Below are 20,557 nucleotides of genomic sequence, written 5' to 3' on the forward strand. Positions count from 1 at the left end.
TCAAGGAACGGACGCTTCCTTTGTACTCACCCTCTCGGGCTTTCCTCCGGGCGCTTCCCTTCGGTGTTTCATTTTGTCTTGCTGTTCTTGCTGTCTTGCGTTTCCGACTCTATCAGACTCTTTCGTGTCCGATTTCCTCGGTGCCTTTCCGGTTCCCGCTCCGGCCTTTCGGCTTTCGCGTTTCCCTTTCCGGCGGTTCCGACTCTATCAGATCCTTTCGGGCCTGATTCCCAGTCAGTGAGGCTTGTCTTCCCGGCTGTTGGGCCGTTCCGACGAGTGAGACTTTAGCGGGATCCTGGCTCCCGATTCAAATCGGGGCGTTCTTTCGAACGCGGATTCCTCATTTCGCAAAAGCGCATGAAAGCGAGCAGACGACGGGTCGTCGAAGAGACGACGCGATGTTGATCGCTTGAATGGTTGTTGCGGAATGGCCGCCCGGGGACCGACCAGGGGTCGGCGCTCACGTCGGGCAACTCGGAGAACACTACGTAGGCGGCCCAGGGCGTGTCAACCCTGGTACGCGGCGTCCCCCGAGAGCTACTGTAGGAGACGTGACTACACATGCGCACACCCAACTGTGGTGGGCCGCCTGACGGCGGCCGTACACACGCATGTACTCAACGGCTGCCGACTCGGCGGCCGTTTCTTGTTTCTCCCCCTGGAGGATCCGGAGCCCGGTCGTCGGGCCGGCGGTCCTGACCAGAGGTGGAGAGATGACGAGGATCTTCAGCGGGATCAAGCCGACGGGGCACCTGACCCTGGGGAACTACCTGGGTGCCGTACGCCAGTGGGCAGAGGTTGATCAGCACCGGGCCGAGTCGTTGTTCAGCGTCGTGGATCTGCATGCCCTGACCGTGGATCACGATCCCGGCCGGGTGCGAAGGCTCAGTAGGCAGGCGGCGACGCTGTTGCTCGCGTCGGGGATCGATCCCGAGCGGGCCACCGTGTTCGTACAGAGTCATGTGGACGAGCACGCCCGGCTCTCGTATCTGCTGGAGTGCGTCGCGACGGACGGCGAGATGCGGCGGATGATCCAGTACAAGGAGAAGTCCGCGCTCGAGCGGGCCCGCGGTGGGAGTGTGCGGCTCTCGCTGCTCACCTATCCCGTGCTGATGGCGGCGGACATCCTGGCGTACGGGGCGGACGAGGTGCCGGTCGGGGACGACCAGGTGCAGCACGTCGAGCTCACGCGGGATCTGGCCGTGCGGTTCAACCAGCGGTACGGGCACACGTTCGTGGTGCCGCGGGCCACGTATCCCAAGGTTGCCGCCAGAGTCATGGATCTGCAGGACCCGACGTCGAAGATGGGGAAGTCCGGGGACGTGGGGGCCGGGATCGTCTATCTGCTCGATGAGCCGGACGTCGTGCGGAAGAAGATCTTGCGTGCCGTGACCGACAGCGGGTCCGAGGTCGAGTACGACCGTGAGGGCAAGCCGGGCGTCGCCAACCTGCTGGAGATCTTTGCGGCCTGTGAGGGCGGGAGCCCCGAGGACCTGAGCGGTGTGTACGAGTCGTACGGGGCGTTGAAGAAGGACACCGCCGAGGCTGTGGTGGAGGTGCTGAGGCCCGTGCAGGAGAAGCACAAGGAGCTGGTGGCTGATCCCGCGTATGTAGAGGAGGTGTTGCGACGGGGGGCCGAGCGGGCCAGGGGGATGTCCAGGCCGATGGTGGACACCGCCTACCGCGCGATTGGTCTGCTGCCGCCTGTGAACGAGGAGCTGTAGGCGCGACGGGGCGGTGATCGCTTCGGGGCGTGCGGGGGTCGCGGCGGGGCGCGGCCGTCGCGCGCCCCGGTCCGGGCGGCGGTCAGCTGTTGTTGCCGGAGGCCAGTTCGCGGCTGCGGTCGCGGGCGGCTTCGAGAGCGGCGATGAGAGCTGCTCGTACGCCGTGGTTCTCGAGTTCGCGGATGGCGTTGATGGTGGTGCCGGCCGGGGAGGTGACGTTCTCGCGGAGCTTGACCGGGTGTTCGCCGCTGTCGCGGAGCATCACGGCGGCGCCGATCGCGGCCTGCACGATGAGGTCGTGGGCCTTGTCGCGGGGCAGGCCGAGCAGGATGCCCGCGTCCGTCATGGCTTCGACCAGGTAGAAGAAGTACGCCGGGCCCGAGCCGGAGAGGGCCGTGCAGGCGTCCTGCTGGGTCTCGGGGACGCGCAGGGTCTTGCCGACGGCGCCGAAGATCTCCTCGGCGTGGGCGAGGTGGGCGGCGGTGGCCTGGCTGCCCGCGGAGATGACGGACATGCCCTCGTCCACGAGGACCGGGGTGTTGGGCATGACGCGGACGACGGGGGTGCCGGCGGCGAGGTGCTCCTCGATGAAGGAGGTGGTGATGCCGGCGGCGGCGCTGATGACCAGGCGATCGGGGGTGATGTGCGGGGCGAGTTCTTCGAGGAGGCGGCCCATGTCCTGCGGCTTGACGGCGAGGATGAGGGTGTCGGCCTGCTTGGCGGCCTCGGCGTTGCTGACCGGGTCGACTCCGTAGCGGGTGCGGAGTTCGGCGGCGCGTTCGGAGCGGCGGGTGGTGACCAGGAGGTCGGCGGGGGCCCAGCCTGCCCGGATCATCCCGCTGAGGAGGGCTTCGCCGATCTTGCCGGTGCCGAGGACTGCGACGGGCTGGGGCATGTGTGGGTCACCCTCCAGGTGCGGTTCAGCCGGGGTCGTTCTCTTCCGGTCCTTCTCTTCCGGTCATCCTCGCATTGGTGCGTCAGGCCGTGCGGCGGCGGAGGGTGGCGGCGCCCAGGGCGAGTACGAGGACGGCGCAGGCCGCGACGATGACCGCGTCGCGTACGAAGGCGCCGGTGACGGAGGGGTGGCGCAGGACTTCGTTCATGCCGTCGACGGCGTACGACATGGGCAGGACGTCGGAGATCGCTTCGAGGGCCGGCGCCATGTTGTCGCGTGGGGTGAACAGGCCGCAGAGGAGGAGCTGGGGGAAGATCACGGCCGGCATGAACTGGACGGCCTGGAATTCGGAGGCCGCGAAGGCGGAGACGAAGAGGCCGAGTGCCGTGCCGAGCAGGGCGTCGAGGAGCGCGACCAGGAGCAGCAGCCAGGCGGATCCCGTGACATCGAGGCCGAGGGCCCACAGGGCGAGGCCGGTGGCGAGGAGGGACTGGATGACGGCGAGGAATCCGAAGGCGAGGGCGTAGCCCGCGATGAGGTCGCCCTTGGCCAGGGGCATGGCGAGGAGGCGTTCGAGGGTGCCTGAGGTGCGTTCGCGGAGGGTGGCGATGGATGTCACCAGGAACATCGTGATGAGGGGGAAGATGCCGAGCAGCGAGGCGCCGATGGAGTCGAAGGTCTGCGGGCTGCCGTCGAAGACGTAGCGCAGGAGAAGGAGCATCACGCAGGGGACGAGCAGCATCAGCGCGATGGAGCGCGGGTCGTGGCGGAGCTGTCGCAGGACGCGGGCCGCGGTGGCGAGGGTGCGGTGGGCGTTCATCGGGGGCTCCTGGAGGGGGTGCCGTTCTCGGTGGACGGGGTGCCGTTCTCGGTGGTGGGGGTGTTGTCGCGCTGGGCGGCGATTGCCTCGTCGACCAGGTGAAGGAAGGCCGCTTCGACGGTTTCGGAGTCGGTGCGGGTGCGCAGGGCCTGCGGGGTGTCGTCGGCGAGAAGCTCGCCCTCGCGCACGAGGAGAAGGCGGTGGCAGCGTTCGGCCTCGTCCATGACGTGTGAGGACACGAGGATCGTGGTGCCCCGGTCGGCGGCGATGGAATGGAAGAGGTTCCACAGATCGCGGCGGAGTACGGGGTCGAGACCGACGGTGGGTTCGTCGAGCACGAGGAGTTCCGGGGCGCCGATGAGGGCGACCGCCAGGGAGACGCGGCTGCGCTGGCCGCCGGAGAGGTTGCCCGCGAGGGCGTCGGCGTGGCTGGTGAGGTCGACGTCCTCGATGGCTCGGGTGACGTGGTCGTGGCGGCGTCGGGCGGCGAGGCCTCGGCCGGGGTCCAGGACGGCGGCGAAGTAGTCCAGGTTCTGGCGGACGGTGAGGTCGTCGTAGACGGAGGGGCTCTGGGTGACGTAGCCGATGCGGGAGCGGAGGGCGGGGGCGCCCGCGGGGTGGTCGAGGACGTTCAGGGTGCCGGTGACCTTGGCCTGGGTGCCGACCGTGGCGCGCATGAGGGTGGATTTGCCGCAGCCCGATGGGCCCAGGAGCCCGGTGATCTGGCCCTTCGGGACGGTGAAAGTCAGGTCGCGGAGGACTGTGCGGGGGCCTCGGACGACGGTCAGGCCCCTCGCCTCGATGGCAGGAGGTTCCGCATTATTCATCATGTGATGATTATTGCGCGCCGGGCGCCGCACGCGTCAAGGCCCGGCCCCCGAGATGGGGGGGGCCGGGCCAGGGGTCTGACGGGGAACGGGCGGCGCGGTTACGCCTTCTTCTTCTTGCGGGAGGGGTTGCCCGTGCGGCGGGAGGTGCGCTTGGCGTACTGCTCGCGGGCCGCCTCGTACTCCTGGCGGTGGAGCTGTTCGCCGGGGGCCTCGGTGAGGGAGCGGACGAAGTAGGCGAGCAGGACGCCGACGAAGCCGATCGTCATGAGGCCGCGCATCGACGACTGGGACGCCGGGTCGTGGCGGCGGGTGAACCCCTCCCAGCTGCGGCGGAAGGCGATCGCGCTGCAGACCGAGAACATGATGAGGACCAGGAAGTTCACGAACGTCCCCACGTCCGCGATCGCCATGCCCTCGTAAGCGAAACGCAGCACGAAGCAGCCGGCCGCCGCCGCGAGCAGCGATCCCGCCGCGACGCCCGCGCGGCGCGCGCCGTAGCCGTTGTCGTGGCCTACCCAGGTCGTACCGAAGAAGCGGAGGGGCTCGGGCTGCGGGCCGGGGGCCGTCGCGGCCTTGCCGCTCGCTTGGGGTGCGCCGGACGTCCCGGTTGTGCCGGTTGTGCCGGTCGTCGCCGCCGTGCGGTCGGGGGTGCTGGAATCTGCGCTCACCCGTCGAGTATCGCTCGGGGCGGTCGCGGGCCGGCGCAAGGCAGGCTCGCCCTATTCGTCCCCCGCCTTGCCCTGCCGTACCACCCGGCGGCTAGTTTGGTTGGCAGGACAGGTAGACGGACCCAGGCGAAAACTGAGGCAGGCGGGACGGGGAGGTCGGGAGAGTGTCGCTCCGCGGAGGTGACCCAGCCGAGATCGGCGGCTACCCGCTCGAGGCACGGCTCGGCTCGGGCGGCATGGGCACGGTCTTTCTGGCACGTACGGCTTCGGGGCGCCCCGTCGCGATCAAGCTGATCCACCAGCAGTACGCGGGGGACGAGGAATTCCGCATCCGCTTCCGGCAGGAGGTGGCGGCGGCGCGGCGGGTCAGCGGCGCGTTCACCGCCGCCGTCGTCGACGCCGACCCGGAGGCCGAGCACCCGTGGATGGCGACGACCTATATAGAGGGGCACACCCTCGCCCAGCACATCGCCAAGAAGGGCCCGCTGACCGGCACGGATCTGCGCACGCTGGCCATCGGTCTGACGGAGGCGCTGCGCGACATCCACCGCGTGGGCGTCGTGCACCGGGACCTGAAGCCGTCGAACGTCGTGCTCTCGCCCGAGGGTCCGCGCGTCATCGACTTCGGCATCTCGCGCGCCGCGGACCAGCAGACGCTGACGATGACCGGGCGCGTCATCGGTACGCCGCCCTTCATGTCGCCGGAGCAGTTGCAGGCGCCGCGCGGCGTCGGGCCGCGGTCCGACGTCTTCTCGCTGGGTACGTTGCTGGTGTACGCGGCGACGGGGCAGGGGCCGTTCGATGCGGACAGCCCGTACATGACGGCTTATCAAGTGGTGCACGAGCCGCCGGAGTTGACCGCCGTACCGGCCGCCCTGCGCGCGGTGGTCGAGCCCTGCCTCGACAAGGACCCGGACGCGCGTCCGTCCGCCGACGAGCTGCTTGAGCGGCTGCGGGATCTGCCGGCCGAGATGGGGGACGTGGCGGCGGGGGCGCCGGGAAGTCGTACGCGGGACACGGATACGCAGCATCATCGCGCGGGGGATGACGGGACGGCGAACGGGTTCGGCGCCGACACCGACACCGGTACCGGTACTAGCACTGGAACTGGGGCCCCTGCCGACGGCACCCTCAACAGCGTTCGCCGGCGCCGCCGCTGGCGCCCCGTGCTCGCCGCCGCCGTCGCCGTGGCCGCACTCGGCGGCGGGGTCGCCGCGCTGCAGCTCGGCTCGTCCGACACCTCTTCCGGGAGCGGTGACGGCGACGGCAGGGACAGCACGGTCGCGGCGGCCGAGGCGCCGCCCCTGCCCGACGGCTTCCGGCCGTGGCGCACGACCGTGCCCAACGACCGGGGCATCCCGGACGAGGTGCGCTGCGTACCGCGCGGGGACGCGTTGTTCTGCGGGGGCGGCGGGGTCGTCGCGACCCGGCTGCGGATCTCCGACGGCAAGGAGATCTGGAAGGTCAAGAGCCCCGGTGTGCCCACCCAGGGCATGCACATCGTGGGCGCCACGAACGACACCGTCCTCGGCTACCGCGTCCCGGAGGGCGACGGCGCGGGCCAGCAGCTGGTGGCGCTGGACGCCCGTACCAGCAAGGAGTTGTGGTCACGGCCGATCGGCGGCCAGTCGACGGTCTACACCGGGCGGACGCAGGACGCCGTGCTGTCCGGCTCGACCGTCCTGAGCGTCGATCCCGGCCGTACGCGGATCGAGGCCAGGGAGGCGCACAGCGGACGCGTGCTCTGGTCGACGCCGTTCCCCGCGGGCTCCGAGTGCACGCCGGTCGCGGCGGGACAGCGCATGTACGCGATGTGCGGGCCGTCCGCCGAGGTCGCGAACGTCGACGTGCGCCACCCCGTCCTGCACACCGTCGACCTGGAGTCCGGGTCGCTCGGCAAGGGCATCCCCGTCCAGGGTCCGGTGCATCCGGTGGGCGACAGCAAGGGCGGGCTCGTGCTCCTGCACCAGCGGATGCGGGGCGCCCAGTCCGTCGGGTACGACAAGGTGCTGCGGGTCGATCCGGCCAGTGGCCAGGTGTCGTCCCGGCCGCTGAAGAAGACGTACGACGCGACGCCCGGCATGGCGGACGGCACCGTCTACTTCGCGGGGCGGACCGGGCGCATCAGTGCGGTGGACCCGGCGAACGGTCGGGAGAAGTGGTCCCGGCAGACGAGCGTGGAGGGCGCCTCGGGGCCGGTGCTGGCTGCGGGGGCTGGTTCTGGAGCCGGTTCTCGCTCCGGTTCTGGTTCTGCTGGTTCCAAGGCTCTTTATTTCAGCTCGGCCAGTGGGCGGGTCGTCGCGCTCTCGGTGCGGGGCGGCGAGCCGCTGTGGTCCACGAGTCCACGGGCGGACGGGCTCGGCGGTGAGGTGAACGCCAGTCCGCGGATCGCGGTTTCGGGGCGTGTGGTGGTCGTGACCGCGGCCAAGAACACCGTGTTCACGTTCGACGCGACGAAGCCGCCGAAGTCCGGGTGAGAATCCGGATGAGAATCCGGGTGGACTTCGGCGGCTTCCGCGGTGGTGCTGAGAGCGTTGGCGTGAGTCAGCAGCGGGGTGCCACGTAGCCGGTGCTGCCCGTGCGGACGTACGCGTCCGAGACGTAGCGGCCGCTGCCGATGCGGTCCCACAGCTTTGTCGTGCCCGCCGGGCCCGTTATCTTCTCGCCCGGCTTCTGGCAGAGGATCGTCACTCGGGTTCCTGCCGAGAGGCGGCCTACCTTGCCGTACGACGTGCCCGGGCCGGAGCGGACGTTGACGTCCGCGACGATCGGGTACGTTCTGGCCGCCGCGGCCTCGATTTCCTCCGCGGATTCCGGTGCGATGACGTTCTCGCTCATGCTTCTCTCCCCCGTGAAGCGGCGGCTCGGGGCCGCCTTGGCATGTTCGCTTACAGGGGTGGACGCGTGGGGGTGGCGGTGCGGTTGCGGGAGGGGGTGGACGCGCCCCGCAAGGGGCGCGGGGAACTGCGCGACCAGCCCTCACCGGCCCGCAGGCCCCTCACGGCACGTCCGGCAGCGGCCAGGTCAGGTCAGGTCAGGTCTGCAGGCCGCAGGCCGACCTCAGCCCAGCTTCGAGACGTCACGCACCGCGCCGCGGTCCGCGCTCGTGGCCATCGCCGCGTACGCGCGCAGCGCTGCCGAGACCTTGCGCTCGCGGTTCTTGGGGGCGTAGACGCCGCCGAGCGCCTCGCGGCGGCGGGACAGTTCCGCGTCGTCGACGAGGAGTTCGATGCCGCGGTTCGGGATGTCGATGCGGATGCGGTCGCCGTCCTCGACCAGGGCGATCGCGCCGCCGGCCGCCGCCTCGGGCGACGCGTGGCCGATCGACAGGCCCGAAGTACCGCCGGAGAAGCGGCCGTCCGTGACCAGGGCGCAGGCCTTGCCGAGGCCGCGGCCCTTGAGGAAGGAGGTGGGGTAGAGCATCTCCTGCATGCCGGGACCGCCCTTGGGGCCCTCGTAGCGGATGACGACCACGTCGCCTTCCTTCACCTGCTTCTTGAGGATCTTGTCGACTGCTTCTTCCTGGGATTCGCAGACCACGGCCGGGCCCTCGAACGTCCAGATCGACTCGTCGACGCCCGCCGTCTTCACGACGCAGCCGTCCTCGGCGATGTTGCCCTTGAGGACCGCGAGGCCGCCGTCCTTCGAGTACGCGTGGGCCACGTCCCGGATGCAGCCGCCCGCGGCGTCCGTGTCCAGGCTGTCCCAGCGCTTCGACTGGGAGAACGCGGTCGCCGAGCGCTCGCAGCCCGGGGCCGCGTGCCACAGCTCGACGGCCTCGGCGGACGGCGAACCGCCGCGCACGTCCCAGGTCTCGAGCCACTCCTTGATGGATGCGGAGTGGACCGTGTGCACATCCTCGTTCAGGAGACCGCCGCGGTACAGCTCGCCGAGGATCGCGGGGATGCCGCCCGCGCGGTGCACGTCCTCCATGTAGTACGTGCCGCCGGGCGCGACGTTCGGGGCGACCTTGGCCAGGCAGGGGACGCGGCGCGAGACCTCGTCCATGTCGGCGAGGCTGTAGTCGAGCTCGGCCTCCTGCGCCGCGGCGAGCAGGTGCAGGATCGTGTTCGTGGAGCCGCCCATGGAGATGTCGAGCGCCATGGCGTTGTCGAAGGCGGCGCGCGTGGCGATGCTGCGCGGCAGGACCGAGTCGTCGTCGCCGTCGTAGTACCGCTTGGCGATCTCGACGACCGTCTCGCCCGCCTTCTCGTACAGCGCCCTGCGGGCGGTGTGCGTGGCGAGCACCGAGCCGTTGCCCGGCAGGGAGAGGCCGATGGCCTCGGTCAGGCAGTTCATGGAGTTGGCCGTGAACATGCCGGAACAGCTGCCGCAGGTCGGGCAGGCGTTCTCCTCGATACGGAGGATGTCCTCGTCCGAGATGTTCTCGTCGACCGCGTCGCTGATGGCGTTGACCAGGTCGAGTTTTCGGACCGTGCCGTCGACCAGCGTGGCCTTGCCGGCCTCCATCGGGCCGCCGGAGACGAAGACCGTCGGGATGTTGAGACGCAGGGCGGCGTTCAGCATGCCGGGGGTGATCTTGTCGCAGTTCGAGATGCAGATCAGGGCGTCGGCGCAGTGTGCCTCCACCATGTACTCCACCGAGTCCGCGATCAGGTCGCGGGACGGCAGGGAGTACAGCATTCCGCCGTGGCCCATCGCGATGCCGTCGTCCACGGCGATCGTGTTGAACTCGCGCGGGATGGCGCCCGCGGCGACGATCGCCTCGGAGACGATCCGGCCGACCGGCTGGAGGTGGGTGTGGCCGGGCACGAACTCGGTGAAGGAGTTGGCGACGGCGATGATCGGCTTCCGCCCGATGTCCGCGCCGGGTACACCGGAGGCCCGCATAAGGGCGCGTGCGCCCGCCATGTTGCGGCCGTGGGTGACTGTGCGGGACCTGAGCTCGGGCATCGTCGCTCGCTCCTTCTGAGATCTCAGAGACATAGGAATCGACTGTTTTCGAGGGTACGCCGCCGCTCCACGATCTGGACAGCCTGTCCGGATTGCGGGACAGCCGTCTCGCTGAGCGGCGGTTCGGCGGCTGCCTGCTCCTCCCCGGCAACCGGCCCGCTCGACCTCACGGCCCCGTCAGATGCCCCTGCACCACCGGCGCGAGCCGCGCGATGATCGTCTCCGGGTCCGCGGAGGCCAGCGGCTCGACCTGGATCACGTACCGCAGCATCGCCGTGCCCACCAGCTGCGCGGCCGCCAGTTCCGCCCGCAGCTCCGCGTCAGGCTTGTCGATCCGCTCGGCCATCCTGCCGAGCAGCTGCGCGGCGATGAGCCGGCGGAAGACGGCCGCCGCCGTTTCGTTGTTCACCGCCGAGCGCACGATCGCGAGCAGCGGTACACGGGTCGCGGGGTTCTCCCAGACGCCGAAGACGAAGCGGGTCAGGCGCTCGCCGACGCCGTCGAGCGGGCCGTCCTCGATCGCCGCCGGGGCGTCGAGCGCGGGCGCGAAGGCCACCTCGATCGACGCCTCGAAGACCTGCTCCTTCGTACCGAAGTAGTGGTGCACGAGCGCCGAGTCCACCCCGGCCGCCTTGGCGATCCCGCGTACGGACGTCTTCTCGTACCCGCGGGCGGAGAACTCGGTGCGGGCCGCCTCCAGGATGCGGTCCCGCGTCGCGGGGCCCTCGGCGGACTGCGTACGGGACGGCCGTCCCCTGCGGCGCGGAGCCGCGCCGTCCGCTGCCGGAGCCGTCACGAGCGGGGCACCTTCATCGCGGACGCGAGGTGCAGCCGCGTGAAGGCGAGGGCTTCGGCGAGGTCGGCCTCGCGCTCGGCGCTGGACATCGCGCGGCGCGTGTTGACCTCGATGACGACGTGCCCGTCGAAGCCGCTCGTCGCGAGGCGCTCCAGGAGCTCGGCGCACGGCTGTGTGCCGCGGCCCGGCACCAGGTGCTCGTCCTTGGCGGAGCCCTTGCCGTCGGCGAGGTGGACGTGTCCCAGACGGTCGCCCATGCGGTCGATCATGTCCATGGCGTCCGTGCGGGCGGTCGCGGTGTGGCTGAGGTCGACCGTGAAGTGGCGGTAGTCGTCCTTGGTGACGTCCCAGTCGGGGGCGTAGGCGAGCATCTCGCGGTCGCGGTAGCGCCACGGGTACATGTTTTCGACAGCGAACCGGACGTCCGTCTCGTCCGCCATTTTCCAGATGCCGTCGACGAACGCGTTCGCGTAACCCCGCTGCCAGCGGAAGGGCGGGTGCACGACGACGGTCGACGCGCCCAGCTTCTCGGCGGCGGCCTGCGCGCGCCGGAGCTTCACCCAGGGGTCCGTGGACCACACGCGCTGCGTGATCAGGAGACATGGCGCGTGCACGGCGAGGATCGGGATGCGGTGGTAGTCGCTGAGTCTGCGCAGCGCCTCGATGTCCTGGCTGACGGGGTCGGTCCACACCATGACCTCGACGCCGTCGTAGCCGAGGCGCGCGGCGATCTCGAAGGCCGTCGCCGTCGACTCCGGATAGACCGAGGCTGTCGACAGGGCGACCTTCGCATCCGGGATGCGCACCACTGGTTCTGCCACGAGGGACAGCGTACGGGCCCCGCCCCGGCACCCGGGAGGTGGTCTCCCACACACCCGGGCCGTATGTGATGTACGTCTACTGGCGCGCGGCGGCGTCTGCGCTCGGCGCCGATCGCCGCTGTCCGCGCATGAGCCCTATGACGTCGGAAGATGGTCGAGCCTGCGCAGGATCACGCCCTCGCGCAGCGCCCACGGGCAGATCTCCAGGGTCTCGACCCCGAAGAGATCCATCGCACCCTCGGCGACGAGCGCCCCCGCGAGGAGCTGTCCGGCCCGCCCCTCGGAGACTCCGGGCAGTTCGGCGCGCTCCATGGCCGTCATCGCGGACAGCTGCGGCACCCAGTCCTCCAGGGACTTCCGCTTCAGCTCGCGCTGTACGTAGAGCCCCTCGGCAGAGCGCGCGGCGCCCGCGAGCCTGGCCAGCTGCTTGAACGTCTTCGACGTCGCCACGACGTGGTCCGGGGCGCCGAAGCGGCTGAACTCTCCCACCGTGCGCGCGATCTCGGTGCGCACGTGCCGCCGCAGCGTCTTCACGTCGGCGGGGTCCGGCGGGTCCTGGCTCAGCCAGGAAGACGTCAGACGCCCCGCGCCGAGCGGCAGGCTGACCGCCGCGTCCGGTTCCTCGTCTATGCCGTACGCGATTTCGAGCGAGCCGCCGCCGATGTCGATGACCAGGAGCTTTCCCGCCGACCAGCCGAACCAGCGGCGGGCCGCGAGGAAGGTGAGGCGGGCCTCTTCGGGGCCGGCGAGGACCTGTAGATCGACGCCGGTCTCCTCCTTGACCCTGGCGAGGACCTGGTCGGCGTTGCTCGCCTCGCGCACCGCGGAGGTCGCGAACGGCAGCAGGTCCTCGACGCCCTTGTCCTCGGCGGCCTCCATCGCGTCACGGACGGTGCCGACCAGCAGGTCGATGCCTTCGGGGCCGATCGCACCGGCGTCGTCGAGGAGTTGGGCGAGGCGCAGGTCCGCCTTGTGCGAGTACGCGGGCAGGGGGCGCGCGCCGGGGTGTGCGTCCACCACCAGCAGATGCACCGTGTTCGAACCTACGTCGAGGACACCGAGTCTCATATACGGAACGCTACTGCTCGTACGGCTGTCGCTGGTCCTCGGACCGGGGACAGCGCGCATACCCTGGAGACGTGCCAAAGACGAACAAGGCGAAGACCGACAAAACGAAGCCGAAGAACAAGTCGGGGAAGCCGGGAAAGCCCGGGAAGTCCGCGAAGGCGCAGCCGGACGAGAAGGGCCTCGACTTCGCCCGCGCCTGGGTGGAGTTCCCTGATCCCGCGGACGACGAGCAGGTCTTCCGCTGCGATCTGACATGGCTGACCTCTCGGTGGACCTGCATCTTCGGCAGTGGCTGCCAGGGCATTCAGGCGGGCCGTGCGGACGACGGATGCTGCACGCTGGGCGCCCACTTCTCCGACGAGGACGACGAGAAGCGCGTCGCCGAATCCGTGGCGCGGCTCACGCCGGACATCTGGCAGCACCACGACATCGGCACGGAGACCGGCTGGGTCTCGACGGACGACGACGGCGAGCGCCAGACCCGCCCGTACAACGGCTCCTGCATCTTCCAGAACCGCCCCGGTTTCGCCGGGGGCGCGGGGTGCTCGCTGCACATCCTGGCGCTGAAGGAGGGGCGCGAGCCGCTGGAGACGAAGCCGGACGTCTGCTGGCAGTTGCCGGTCCGGCGGACGTATGAGTGGATCGACCGGCCCGACGACACGCGCGTCCTCCAGGTGTCCATCGGGGAGTACGACCGGCGCGGCTGGGGCCCCGGCGGCCACGACCTGCACTGGTGGTGCACGTCGGCGACGTCGGCGCACGGCGCGGGTGATCCCGTGTATGTCTCCTACCGCCCCGAGCTGACCGAGCTGATGGGCAAGGAGGGGTACGACCGGCTGGCGGAGCTGTGCGAGGCGCGACTGGCGTCGCAGCTGCCGTTGCTCGCTCCGCATCCGGCGGATCCTTCGCGGTAGAGACTGGTGGGGCGGGCCGGTTCGACTGGCCCTAGCCCGGGCTCGGGCCGTCGCTGTCGCTCGGCGGGGGTGTCGAGTTGCCCGGGTCCGACGGCGTGGGCGTCGGGTCCGGGGTGGTCGGCGTCGGGTCCGGGGTCGTCGGCGTGGGGGTGGGGTCCGGGGTCGTCGGGGTCGGCCTCGGCTTCGGGGGTACCGGGGTCGGCCGGGGGCCGGGGTGCGTCGGGCGGCCCGAACCGCTGCCGTATCCGTTGATCGAGACGATCGCTCCCGATGGCGCGACGGAGACCCGCGCGCTCCAGTGCCCCGCGGGCTCCCGCGTGTGGTCGACGTACACCCGGATCGTGAACGTCTCCCCCGGTGCGAGCGTCCCGGACGACCGGCTCAGGTAGAGCCAGGGCGCTCCCGCGCTCGCCGACCAGTGGACACGCTCGCCCCCCGAGGCGAAGAGCGTGATCAGTGTCGTACCGCCGCTCGGCTGCGCCGACACGGTGAGACGGCCGGCGCCGGTTCCGGAACGGGACGGCGGTGATCCGGAGCTGATGACCTCCACGGAGACGTCCGGCGAGCGGCTGCCCGCGGTGAAGCGGGGGTCGGGGGGCGTGTCGGCGTTGCCCGCGTTCTCGTAGTCCTCGGGTCTGCGGTCGCCGTTCGTCCCGTCGGACCCGGCGTCGCTCGCGCTGACCGAGCGGCCGTCCTGGCCCTCGCCGGTCAGCGGCGCCCCGCGGTACGCCGCCCAGAGGGCGAGCACCGGCGCGGCCACCACGGTGGCGACGACCGTCGTCGTCACGGCACGCGCGCGCATCCGGTCGCGGCGGGCGGCGTGGTCCTTGGGGTCCATCGGGAATCCGCGCCGGTCGAAGCGCGGACCGCCGCCCCGCGCGCGCGGGAAGTGCGCCATCGCCATGTGCACGGCGGCCCGCGGTGCCTCGATGACGGGGAGTGCGGCGGGGGAAGCGGCCGTGCCGGGCCAGGCGCCGGATCCCGCGCGCTCGGCGGTACGACGGCAGCGGGGGCAGTCGTCGACGTGCCGGACGAGTTCGCGGCGCAGGGCCGTGCCAAGGAGGAGCTGGTTGTCGCCGGTGAGGCGGGCGACGATCGGGCAGTTGCCGGTCTCCACGACGGCGAGCGCGGCCCGCGTGCGCTCCACCTCGCAGGCGGCGGACGCGAGAAGCTCGCGGGTCCTGCCGACGTCCATGCCGACGACCGCGGCGACCTCCTTGGCGGTGAGCTGGTGGCGCACGGCGAGCTCCAGCGCCTCGCGCTGCTCGGGCGTCGTGCCCGCGGCCTCCGGCCAGGCAAGACGGGCGAGTTCGCGGCGCCGCTGCCGCTCTGTCTCGTCGGACGGCGCGGCTGACTCGGGCTTGGCGGGCGGGGCGGTCTCGGTGGGTGGGGTGGCCGGGGTGGCCGCACCGGATGCTTCCGGCCCGGCGGCCGGGGCGGGCCCGGCGGACGCGGCGGCCTTCGGGACGCGGGATGCGGACCCGGAGGCGTGCGCGCCCTGCCGTTTGCGCTTCGCGTCGGCGAGGGCGCGCAGGCAGACCCAGCGGGCGAGTGCGTACAGCCAGGATTTCAGCTCGGCCTCGGCGGCCGGGCCGCGTGAGCCGCGGCGCTCGGCGATGGCGAGCACGTCGCCCAGGGCGGTGGTCGCGGCTTCGTGATCGCAGAGCACGGACAGGCAGTACGTGAACAGGCCGTCCAGACAGGGCTCATAGCGGGCGGGCGGCGCCTGCGGCACCGAGCGGGGCACAACGCGCCGGCGCGCGTCTCGATGCGCCCGGTGTGCGCCGGTTACTTGCGTGGGGGCTTCCGGCCTGCTGCTCATCACCCGTGCGAAGTTAGGCGGATGATGCCGGGACGTTCCTCCCCCTTGAGCACATTTAATCCTTACGGGTGAACAGATCCCTCAAAAGGGGACAGGAACCCATGATTCCGGAAGTGCGTCCGTGACCGCGATATGGCTCGCGTGCGGCACTGTCAGTCCTGCCCGCTACGGTTCGGTTCATGGCTGCCCGCACGAAGTCCGGTAAAGACCGGCCGTCCTACCGCTGCACCGAGTGCGGTTGGCAGACGGCCAAATGGCTCGGCCGCTGCCCCGAGTGCCAGGCCTGGGGGACGGTCGAGGAGTACGGGGCGCCCGCGGTCCGCACCACCGCCCCCGGCCGCGTCACCTCCTCCGCCCTGCCCATCGGCGAGGTCGACGGCCGCCAGGCCACCGCACGCTCCACCGGAGTGCCCGAGTTCGACCGCGTCCTCGGCGGCGGCCTCGTCCCCGGTGCCGTGGTGCTCCTCGCGGGCGAGCCGGGCGTCGGCAAGTCGACGCTGCTCCTGGACGTCGCGGCGAAGTCGGCGAGCGAAGAGCTGCGCACGCTCTATGTGACCGGCGAGGAGTCGGCGAGCCAGGTCCGGCTGCGCGCCGACCGCATCAAGGCCATCGACGACCATCTCTACCTCGCGGCGGAGACCGATCTGGCCGCCGTCCTCGGACACTTGGACGCGGTGAAGCCGGCCCTTCTGATCCTGGACTCGGTGCAGACGATCGCTTCCCCGGAGATCGACGGGGCGCCGGGCGGCATGGCCCAGGTACGCGAGGTGGCGGGCGCCCTGATCCGCGCCTCCAAGGAGCGCGGCATGTCCACGCTCCTGGTCGGCCACGTCACCAAGGACGGCGCGATCGCGGGACCCCGCCTCCTGGAACACCTCGTGGACGTCGTCCTGTCCTTCGAGGGCGACCGCCACGCGCGCCTGCGTCTCGTCCGCGGCGTCAAGAACCGTTACGGGACGACGGACGAGGTCGGCTGCTTCGAACTGCACGACGAGGGCATCACCGGTCTCGCCGACCCCAGCGGCCTCTTCCTCACCCGCCGTACGGAAGCCGTCCCCGGCACCTGCCTGACGGTCACGCTCGAAGGCCGCCGCCCCCTGGTGGCCGAGGTCCAGGCCCTCACCGTCGACTCCCAGATCCCCTCCCCCCGCCGCACCACGTCCGGCCTCGAGACCTCCCGCGTCTCGATGATGCTGGCCGTCCTGGAGCAGCGCGGGCGCATCACCGCGCTCGGCAAGCGCGACATCTACAGCGCGACGGTCGGCGGCGTGAAGCTCACCGAGCCGGCCGCCGACCTCGCGGTCGCCCTCGCCCTGGCCAGCGCGGCGAGCGACACCCCGCTGCCGAAAAATCTCGTCGCGATCGGCGAAGTGGGGCTCGCGGGCGAGGTCAGAAGGGTCACGGGCGTCCAGCGCAGACTGGCCGAGGCACACCGCCTGGGCTTCACGCACGCCCTCGTACCGGCCGATCCGGGCAAGGTACCGGCCGGTATGAAGGTCACCGAAGTCGCCGACATGGGGGACGCGCTGCGAGTCCTTCCGAGGTCGCGTCGCAGAGAGGCCCCACGGGAGGACGAAGAGCGCCGGTAGACTTTGCCCTGGTCTCGCCCATCCGTACGAAGCAGTCGTGCGGACCGGGGCTTGGACAACCCGCGACCCGAGGAGTGCAGTGGCAGCCAACGACCGGGCGTCAGCTCCCGGCAAGTCCGGTGGAAGCTCCGGTGCGGACGGGCTGATGCGCGCCTCCCTGAGCGCGGTCGCGCCCGGCACAGGCCTGCGCGACGGACTTGAGCGCATCCTCCGTGGCAACACCGGAGGGCTCATCGTCCTCGGCTGGGACAAGACCGTCGAATCGATGTGTACGGGCGGATTCATCCTGGACGTCGAGTTCACGGCGACGCGGCTGCGCGAGCTGTGCAAGCTCGACGGCGGCATCGTCGTCGACAAGGACATCACCAAGATCCTGCGGGCGGGCGTGCAGCTCGTCCCGGACCCGACGATCCCCACCGAGGAGACGGGCACCCGGCACCGCACCGCGGACCGCGTGTCCAAGCAGGTGGGCTTCCCCATCGTCTCCGTCTCCCAGTCCATGCGCCTCATCGCGCTCTACGTGGACGGGCAGCGCAAGGTCCTGGAGGACTCGGCGGCGATCCTGTCCCGCGCGAACCAGGCCCTCGCGACTCTCGAGCGCTACAAACTCCGCCTCGACGAGGTGGCGGGCACGCTCTCCGCCCTTGAGATCGAGGACCTGGTGACCGTCCGCGATGTCACCGCGGTCGCCCAGCGCCTGGAGATGGTGCGCCGCATCGCCACCGAGATCGCCGAGTACGTGGTGGAGTTGGGCACGGACGGCCGTCTTCTCGCCCTGCAACTGGACGAGTTGATCGCCGGCGTCGAGCCCGAGCGCGAACTGGTCGTACGGGACTATGTCCCCGAGCCGACGGCGAAGCGTTCCCGCACGGTCGAGGAGGCGCTCTTCGAGCTGGACGCGCTCTCGCACGCCGAGCTCCTCGAACTGCCCACCGTGGCACGGGCGCTGGGGTACACCGGCTCTCCGGAGGCGCTGGACTCCGCGGTCTCCCCGCGGGGCTTCCGCCTCCTCGCGAAGGTGCCGCGGCTGCCCGGCGCGATCATCGACCGCCTGGTCGAGCACTTCGGCGGCCTGCAGAAGCTGCTCGCCGCGAGCGTCGACGATCTGCAGACCGTGGACGGGGTGGGCGAGGCGCGGGCGCGCAGCGTCCGGGAGGGGCTTTCGCGGCTCGCGGAGTCCTCGATCCTGGAGCGGTACGTCTAGCAGGTGCTGCCGGGTGGGTGGTGTTTCTTCCCGCCCACCCGCCCGACCGTCCGGTCACTCGATCACCCCGAAACCGCTCAGGGCCGCCGCCAGGCCCGTCAGACCCGTCAGGCCTCTTCGAGTACGAACGATGCCTGGACCGGCTTCAGGCCGGGGGCCTTGGCCTCTACGAGGTACGTCCCCGGCTCCGCGCTTCCCGCCGAAGGCGTCGCGCACCGCGGCTCGCTGCCGCGCCGGTTCCACTCCACGGTGTGCGTGACGCTTCCCTCGCCCGGCACCCGCAGCAACAGGCTTCCGTCGCCCTCGGGGCAGTCCGCCGAGGACCAGATCTCCTTGTCGTTTTCGGCCCGTGTGATCGTGAGGACCGTCTTCTTGCCGCCGAGGTCCACCTTGCAGGCCTTGCCCGCGCTGTTCTTGGCGACGAGTTCGAACTTCGGCTTCTGACCGACCTCGTACCGGTTGTGGATGCTGCGCAGCTTCAACTTCACGTCGCCGCTCACGCAGTTGGGGACGCTCGACCCGGCCGGCAGCTGTCCGCCCGCACCGCCGCCGCCCTTGGCGTCGTCTCCCGGGCCGCTGCCGTCGCCGCCGCCTGCGCCCGAGTCACCCGAGCCGTCCGACCCCCCGGAATCACCGGAGCCGCCGCCCGAGTCACCGGACCCGGAACCGGAGCCGTCCCCGTCGTCCCCGTCGCCCGACTCGTCGCGTCCGCCGGGGTTTTGACTGATGGCAGGCCCGGAACCGGAAGGGCCCGGTGTGATGGACGTGGCCGGGCCGGAGCCCGACGGGCCGTCGGCGCCGTTCTTCCCGCCCCCGCCCCCCATCGTGAGCACCCACACGATCAGGAGCGCCAACAGCCCGATCAAGGACAGCAGAACGGCCCTCCGACGCCAGTAGATGGTGGAGGGAAGCGGCCCGACCGGATTGCGCAGTGATCCCACGGCCCAAACCTTACGAGAGTTCCGCCGCTTGTCCTGCCCCACCCGCCGCTCGGAGCCACAAAGTTTCACGATCATCATCACGGAATGAACGGCTCCGCTTACCGGCCCCTGTCTTTCGGCAGGGGCTGTGACCGGACGATCGCCGGGTGTGACGATTCGGACCCACTGCGTACCGTCCGTAATCATGGACACCATGACCGACGATCTCTATCGCGATGTCACCGACTTCGCCCACGACACCCCTACCTGGTTCCAGCATCTCGCGGAGGTGTGGACGGAGCTCGGACTGCTGCTTTTCGGCGTGCTCTTCATCGTCGCCTGGTGGCGTGCACGGCGCGACGACCCCCGCGCCCTCGCGATAGCTGTTCTCGCACCGCTCGTCACGGCGGTGGCGTACGTGTGCAGCGAGACGCTCAAATCGGCGGTCGACGAGGAGCGCCCTTGCCGGGCCGTCGCCGGAGCCGTCACCTCCATCGTCGAGTGCCCGGCGTACGGCGACTGGTCCTTCCCCAGCAACCACTCGACGATCGCGGGCGCTGCGGCGGTCGGTCTCGCGCTCGCCTGGCCGCGGATCGCGGCGCTCACGCTGCCGATGGCCGTGCTCATGGCGTTCTCGCGGGTCTTCGTGGGCGTGCACTATCCGCATGACGTGGGCGTGGGTCTGCTCCTCGGCGCCGTGCTCGCCCTCGTCCTCGTACGGGCGGCAACTCGCCCCGTGGCGCGGGTCGGCGAGGCGATGCGGGGTTCGTCGACGGGCGTCGTCAGGTGGTTCGCGGGGCCGGGGAGCCCGACGCCGACGCCGCAGGCGGTGACGTCACATCGGCGGCCCGCGTCGCATCGGCGCTGAGGGGATGCAGCTGAGGGGATGTGACTGGCGGGGCGCGGTGGAGCTTCAGTGCCGTACAAGTCCCGCCTCGTAGGCGACGATTGCCGCCTGGACGCGGTTCTTGACCCCGAGCCGGTCGAGGACCGCGCTCACGTACGCCTTCACCGTGCCTTCGACCAGGTGGAGCCGGGCGGCGATCTCCGGGTTGGAGAGCCCTTCGCCGACCAGGCCGAGGACTTCGCGCTCGCGCGGGGTGAGAGCCGCGGTGCGGGTGCGGGCGTCGGCGCCCCGGACCGTGCGCTGGGCGCCGTAGCCCTCGATGACGTGGCGGGCCACCTTGGGCGAGAGGAAGGCGGCGCCGCCGGCCACCGCGCGTACGCCCGCGATGAGTTCGTGCGGGTCGCCGGACTTCAGCAGGAATCCGGTGGCTCCGCCGCTCAGGGCCCGTGCGACGTACGCGTCCTCGGAGAAGGTCGTCAGCATCGCGACCGCGGTGCCGGGCAGCGTCCGTACGATCTCCTCGCCCGCCGCCAGGCCGTCGAGGCCGGGCATGCGGATGTCGAGCAGCGCGACGTCCGGGCGGTGGGCCTGCGCGAGCGAGATCGCCTCCCGGCCGTCGCCGGCCTCCGCGACGACCTCGATGTCCTCGCCCGCGCCGAGGATGGCGCGGACACCCGCGCGGATCATCGCCTCGTCGTCGGCCAGCAGTACGCGGATCACCGCTC

At 70.9% G+C, this 20,557-nt stretch carries 18 protein-coding genes; 6 read left to right on the forward strand and 12 right to left on the reverse strand.

Annotated features, from left to right (window positions below):
- Positions 1–713 precede the first annotated feature (713 nt).
- Positions 714–1,724, forward strand: a complete 1,011-nt coding sequence (gene trpS, locus IE226_RS26600) for a tryptophan--tRNA ligase (RefSeq protein ID WP_190083921.1) — start codon at positions 714–716, stop codon at positions 1,722–1,724.
- A gap of 82 nt (positions 1,725–1,806) precedes the next feature.
- Here the strand turns inward: trpS and proC are convergent, their stop codons facing one another.
- The 4 genes from proC to IE226_RS26620 form a co-directional block, all read right to left on the reverse strand.
- Positions 1,807–2,619: a pyrroline-5-carboxylate reductase gene (gene proC, locus IE226_RS26605; RefSeq protein WP_190083922.1), complete on the reverse strand. Its 813-nt coding sequence runs from the start codon at positions 2,617–2,619 to the stop codon at positions 1,807–1,809.
- 82 nt (positions 2,620–2,701) lie between these two features.
- Positions 2,702–3,439: an ABC transporter permease gene (locus tag IE226_RS26610; RefSeq protein ID WP_190083923.1), complete on the reverse strand. Its 738-nt coding sequence runs from the start codon at positions 3,437–3,439 to the stop codon at positions 2,702–2,704.
- Positions 3,436–4,269: an ABC transporter ATP-binding protein gene (locus tag IE226_RS26615; protein WP_190083924.1), complete on the reverse strand. Its 834-nt coding sequence runs from the start codon at positions 4,267–4,269 to the stop codon at positions 3,436–3,438. The genes IE226_RS26610 and IE226_RS26615 overlap by 4 nt, the downstream gene beginning before the upstream one ends.
- A gap of 98 nt (positions 4,270–4,367) precedes the next feature.
- A complete protein-coding gene (locus IE226_RS26620; protein ID WP_190083925.1) occupies positions 4,368–4,937 on the reverse strand; it encodes an EamA/RhaT family transporter in 570 nt (189 codons plus the stop codon).
- A gap of 164 nt (positions 4,938–5,101) precedes the next feature.
- Between IE226_RS26620 and IE226_RS26625 the strand changes: the two genes are divergently transcribed.
- Positions 5,102–7,414, forward strand: a complete 2,313-nt coding sequence (locus tag IE226_RS26625) for a serine/threonine-protein kinase (protein WP_190083926.1) — start codon at positions 5,102–5,104, stop codon at positions 7,412–7,414.
- A 67-nt stretch (positions 7,415–7,481) separates the two neighbouring features.
- On the opposite strand, the gene IE226_RS26630 is transcribed toward IE226_RS26625, so the two are convergent.
- The 5 genes from IE226_RS26630 to IE226_RS26650 form a co-directional block, all read right to left on the reverse strand.
- Complete coding sequence (locus IE226_RS26630; RefSeq protein WP_190083927.1) at positions 7,482–7,775, reverse strand: SH3 domain-containing protein; 294 nt, start codon at positions 7,773–7,775, stop codon at positions 7,482–7,484.
- Between the two features lie 222 nt (positions 7,776–7,997).
- Positions 7,998–9,851: a dihydroxy-acid dehydratase gene (gene ilvD / locus IE226_RS26635; RefSeq protein WP_190083928.1), complete on the reverse strand. Its 1,854-nt coding sequence runs from the start codon at positions 9,849–9,851 to the stop codon at positions 7,998–8,000.
- A 166-nt stretch (positions 9,852–10,017) separates the two neighbouring features.
- Positions 10,018–10,647 (reverse strand): TetR/AcrR family transcriptional regulator, encoded by a 630-nt coding sequence (locus tag IE226_RS26640; protein WP_190083929.1) that lies wholly within the window; start codon positions 10,645–10,647, stop codon positions 10,018–10,020.
- On the reverse strand, positions 10,644–11,468 hold the full coding sequence (locus IE226_RS26645) for a sugar phosphate isomerase/epimerase family protein (protein WP_190083930.1): 825 nt from the start codon (positions 11,466–11,468) through the stop codon (positions 10,644–10,646). The genes IE226_RS26640 and IE226_RS26645 overlap by 4 nt, the downstream gene beginning before the upstream one ends.
- Before the next feature lie 135 nt (positions 11,469–11,603).
- A complete protein-coding gene (locus IE226_RS26650; RefSeq protein WP_190083931.1) occupies positions 11,604–12,536 on the reverse strand; it encodes a Ppx/GppA family phosphatase in 933 nt (310 codons plus the stop codon).
- A 71-nt stretch (positions 12,537–12,607) separates the two neighbouring features.
- Here IE226_RS26650 and IE226_RS26655 point away from each other — a divergent pair, with 71 nt between their 5' ends.
- Positions 12,608–13,450, forward strand: a complete 843-nt coding sequence (locus tag IE226_RS26655) for a DUF3109 family protein (protein WP_190083932.1) — start codon at positions 12,608–12,610, stop codon at positions 13,448–13,450.
- Positions 13,451–13,481: 31 nt separating this feature from the next.
- Here the strand turns inward: IE226_RS26655 and IE226_RS26660 are convergent, their stop codons facing one another.
- Positions 13,482–15,272, reverse strand: coding sequence for a hypothetical protein (locus IE226_RS26660; RefSeq protein WP_229871559.1), 1,791 nt, complete (start codon positions 15,270–15,272; stop codon positions 13,482–13,484).
- 179 nt (positions 15,273–15,451) lie between these two features.
- Between IE226_RS26660 and radA the strand changes: the two genes are divergently transcribed.
- Together radA and disA are read left to right on the forward strand one after the other, a co-directional pair.
- Positions 15,452–16,861 carry a DNA repair protein RadA gene (radA, locus tag IE226_RS26665; protein ID WP_190083934.1) on the forward strand — a complete coding sequence of 470 codons (1,410 nt, stop codon included), beginning with the start codon at positions 15,452–15,454 and terminating at the stop codon, positions 16,859–16,861.
- A 79-nt stretch (positions 16,862–16,940) separates the two neighbouring features.
- Positions 16,941–18,065, forward strand: coding sequence for a DNA integrity scanning diadenylate cyclase DisA (gene disA / locus IE226_RS26670; RefSeq protein ID WP_190083935.1), 1,125 nt, complete (start codon positions 16,941–16,943; stop codon positions 18,063–18,065).
- A gap of 107 nt (positions 18,066–18,172) precedes the next feature.
- On the opposite strand, the gene IE226_RS26675 is transcribed toward disA, so the two are convergent.
- Complete coding sequence (locus tag IE226_RS26675; protein WP_190083936.1) at positions 18,173–19,006, reverse strand: hypothetical protein; 834 nt, start codon at positions 19,004–19,006, stop codon at positions 18,173–18,175.
- 184 nt (positions 19,007–19,190) lie between these two features.
- On the opposite strand from IE226_RS26675, the gene IE226_RS26680 reads away from it, so the two are divergent.
- Entirely contained in the window at positions 19,191–19,853 is a 663-nt protein-coding gene (locus IE226_RS26680) for a phosphatase PAP2 family protein (protein ID WP_190083937.1), read from the forward strand.
- Between the two features lie 45 nt (positions 19,854–19,898).
- Here IE226_RS26680 and IE226_RS26685 read toward each other — a convergent pair whose 3' ends face one another.
- Positions 19,899–20,552: a response regulator transcription factor gene (locus IE226_RS26685; RefSeq protein ID WP_190083938.1), complete on the reverse strand. Its 654-nt coding sequence runs from the start codon at positions 20,550–20,552 to the stop codon at positions 19,899–19,901.
- Positions 20,553–20,557: the final 5 nt, after the last annotated feature.

Source organism: Streptomyces longisporoflavus (genome assembly GCF_014649775.1).
Taxonomy (GTDB): Bacteria; Actinomycetota; Actinomycetes; order Streptomycetales; family Streptomycetaceae; genus Streptomyces; species Streptomyces longisporoflavus.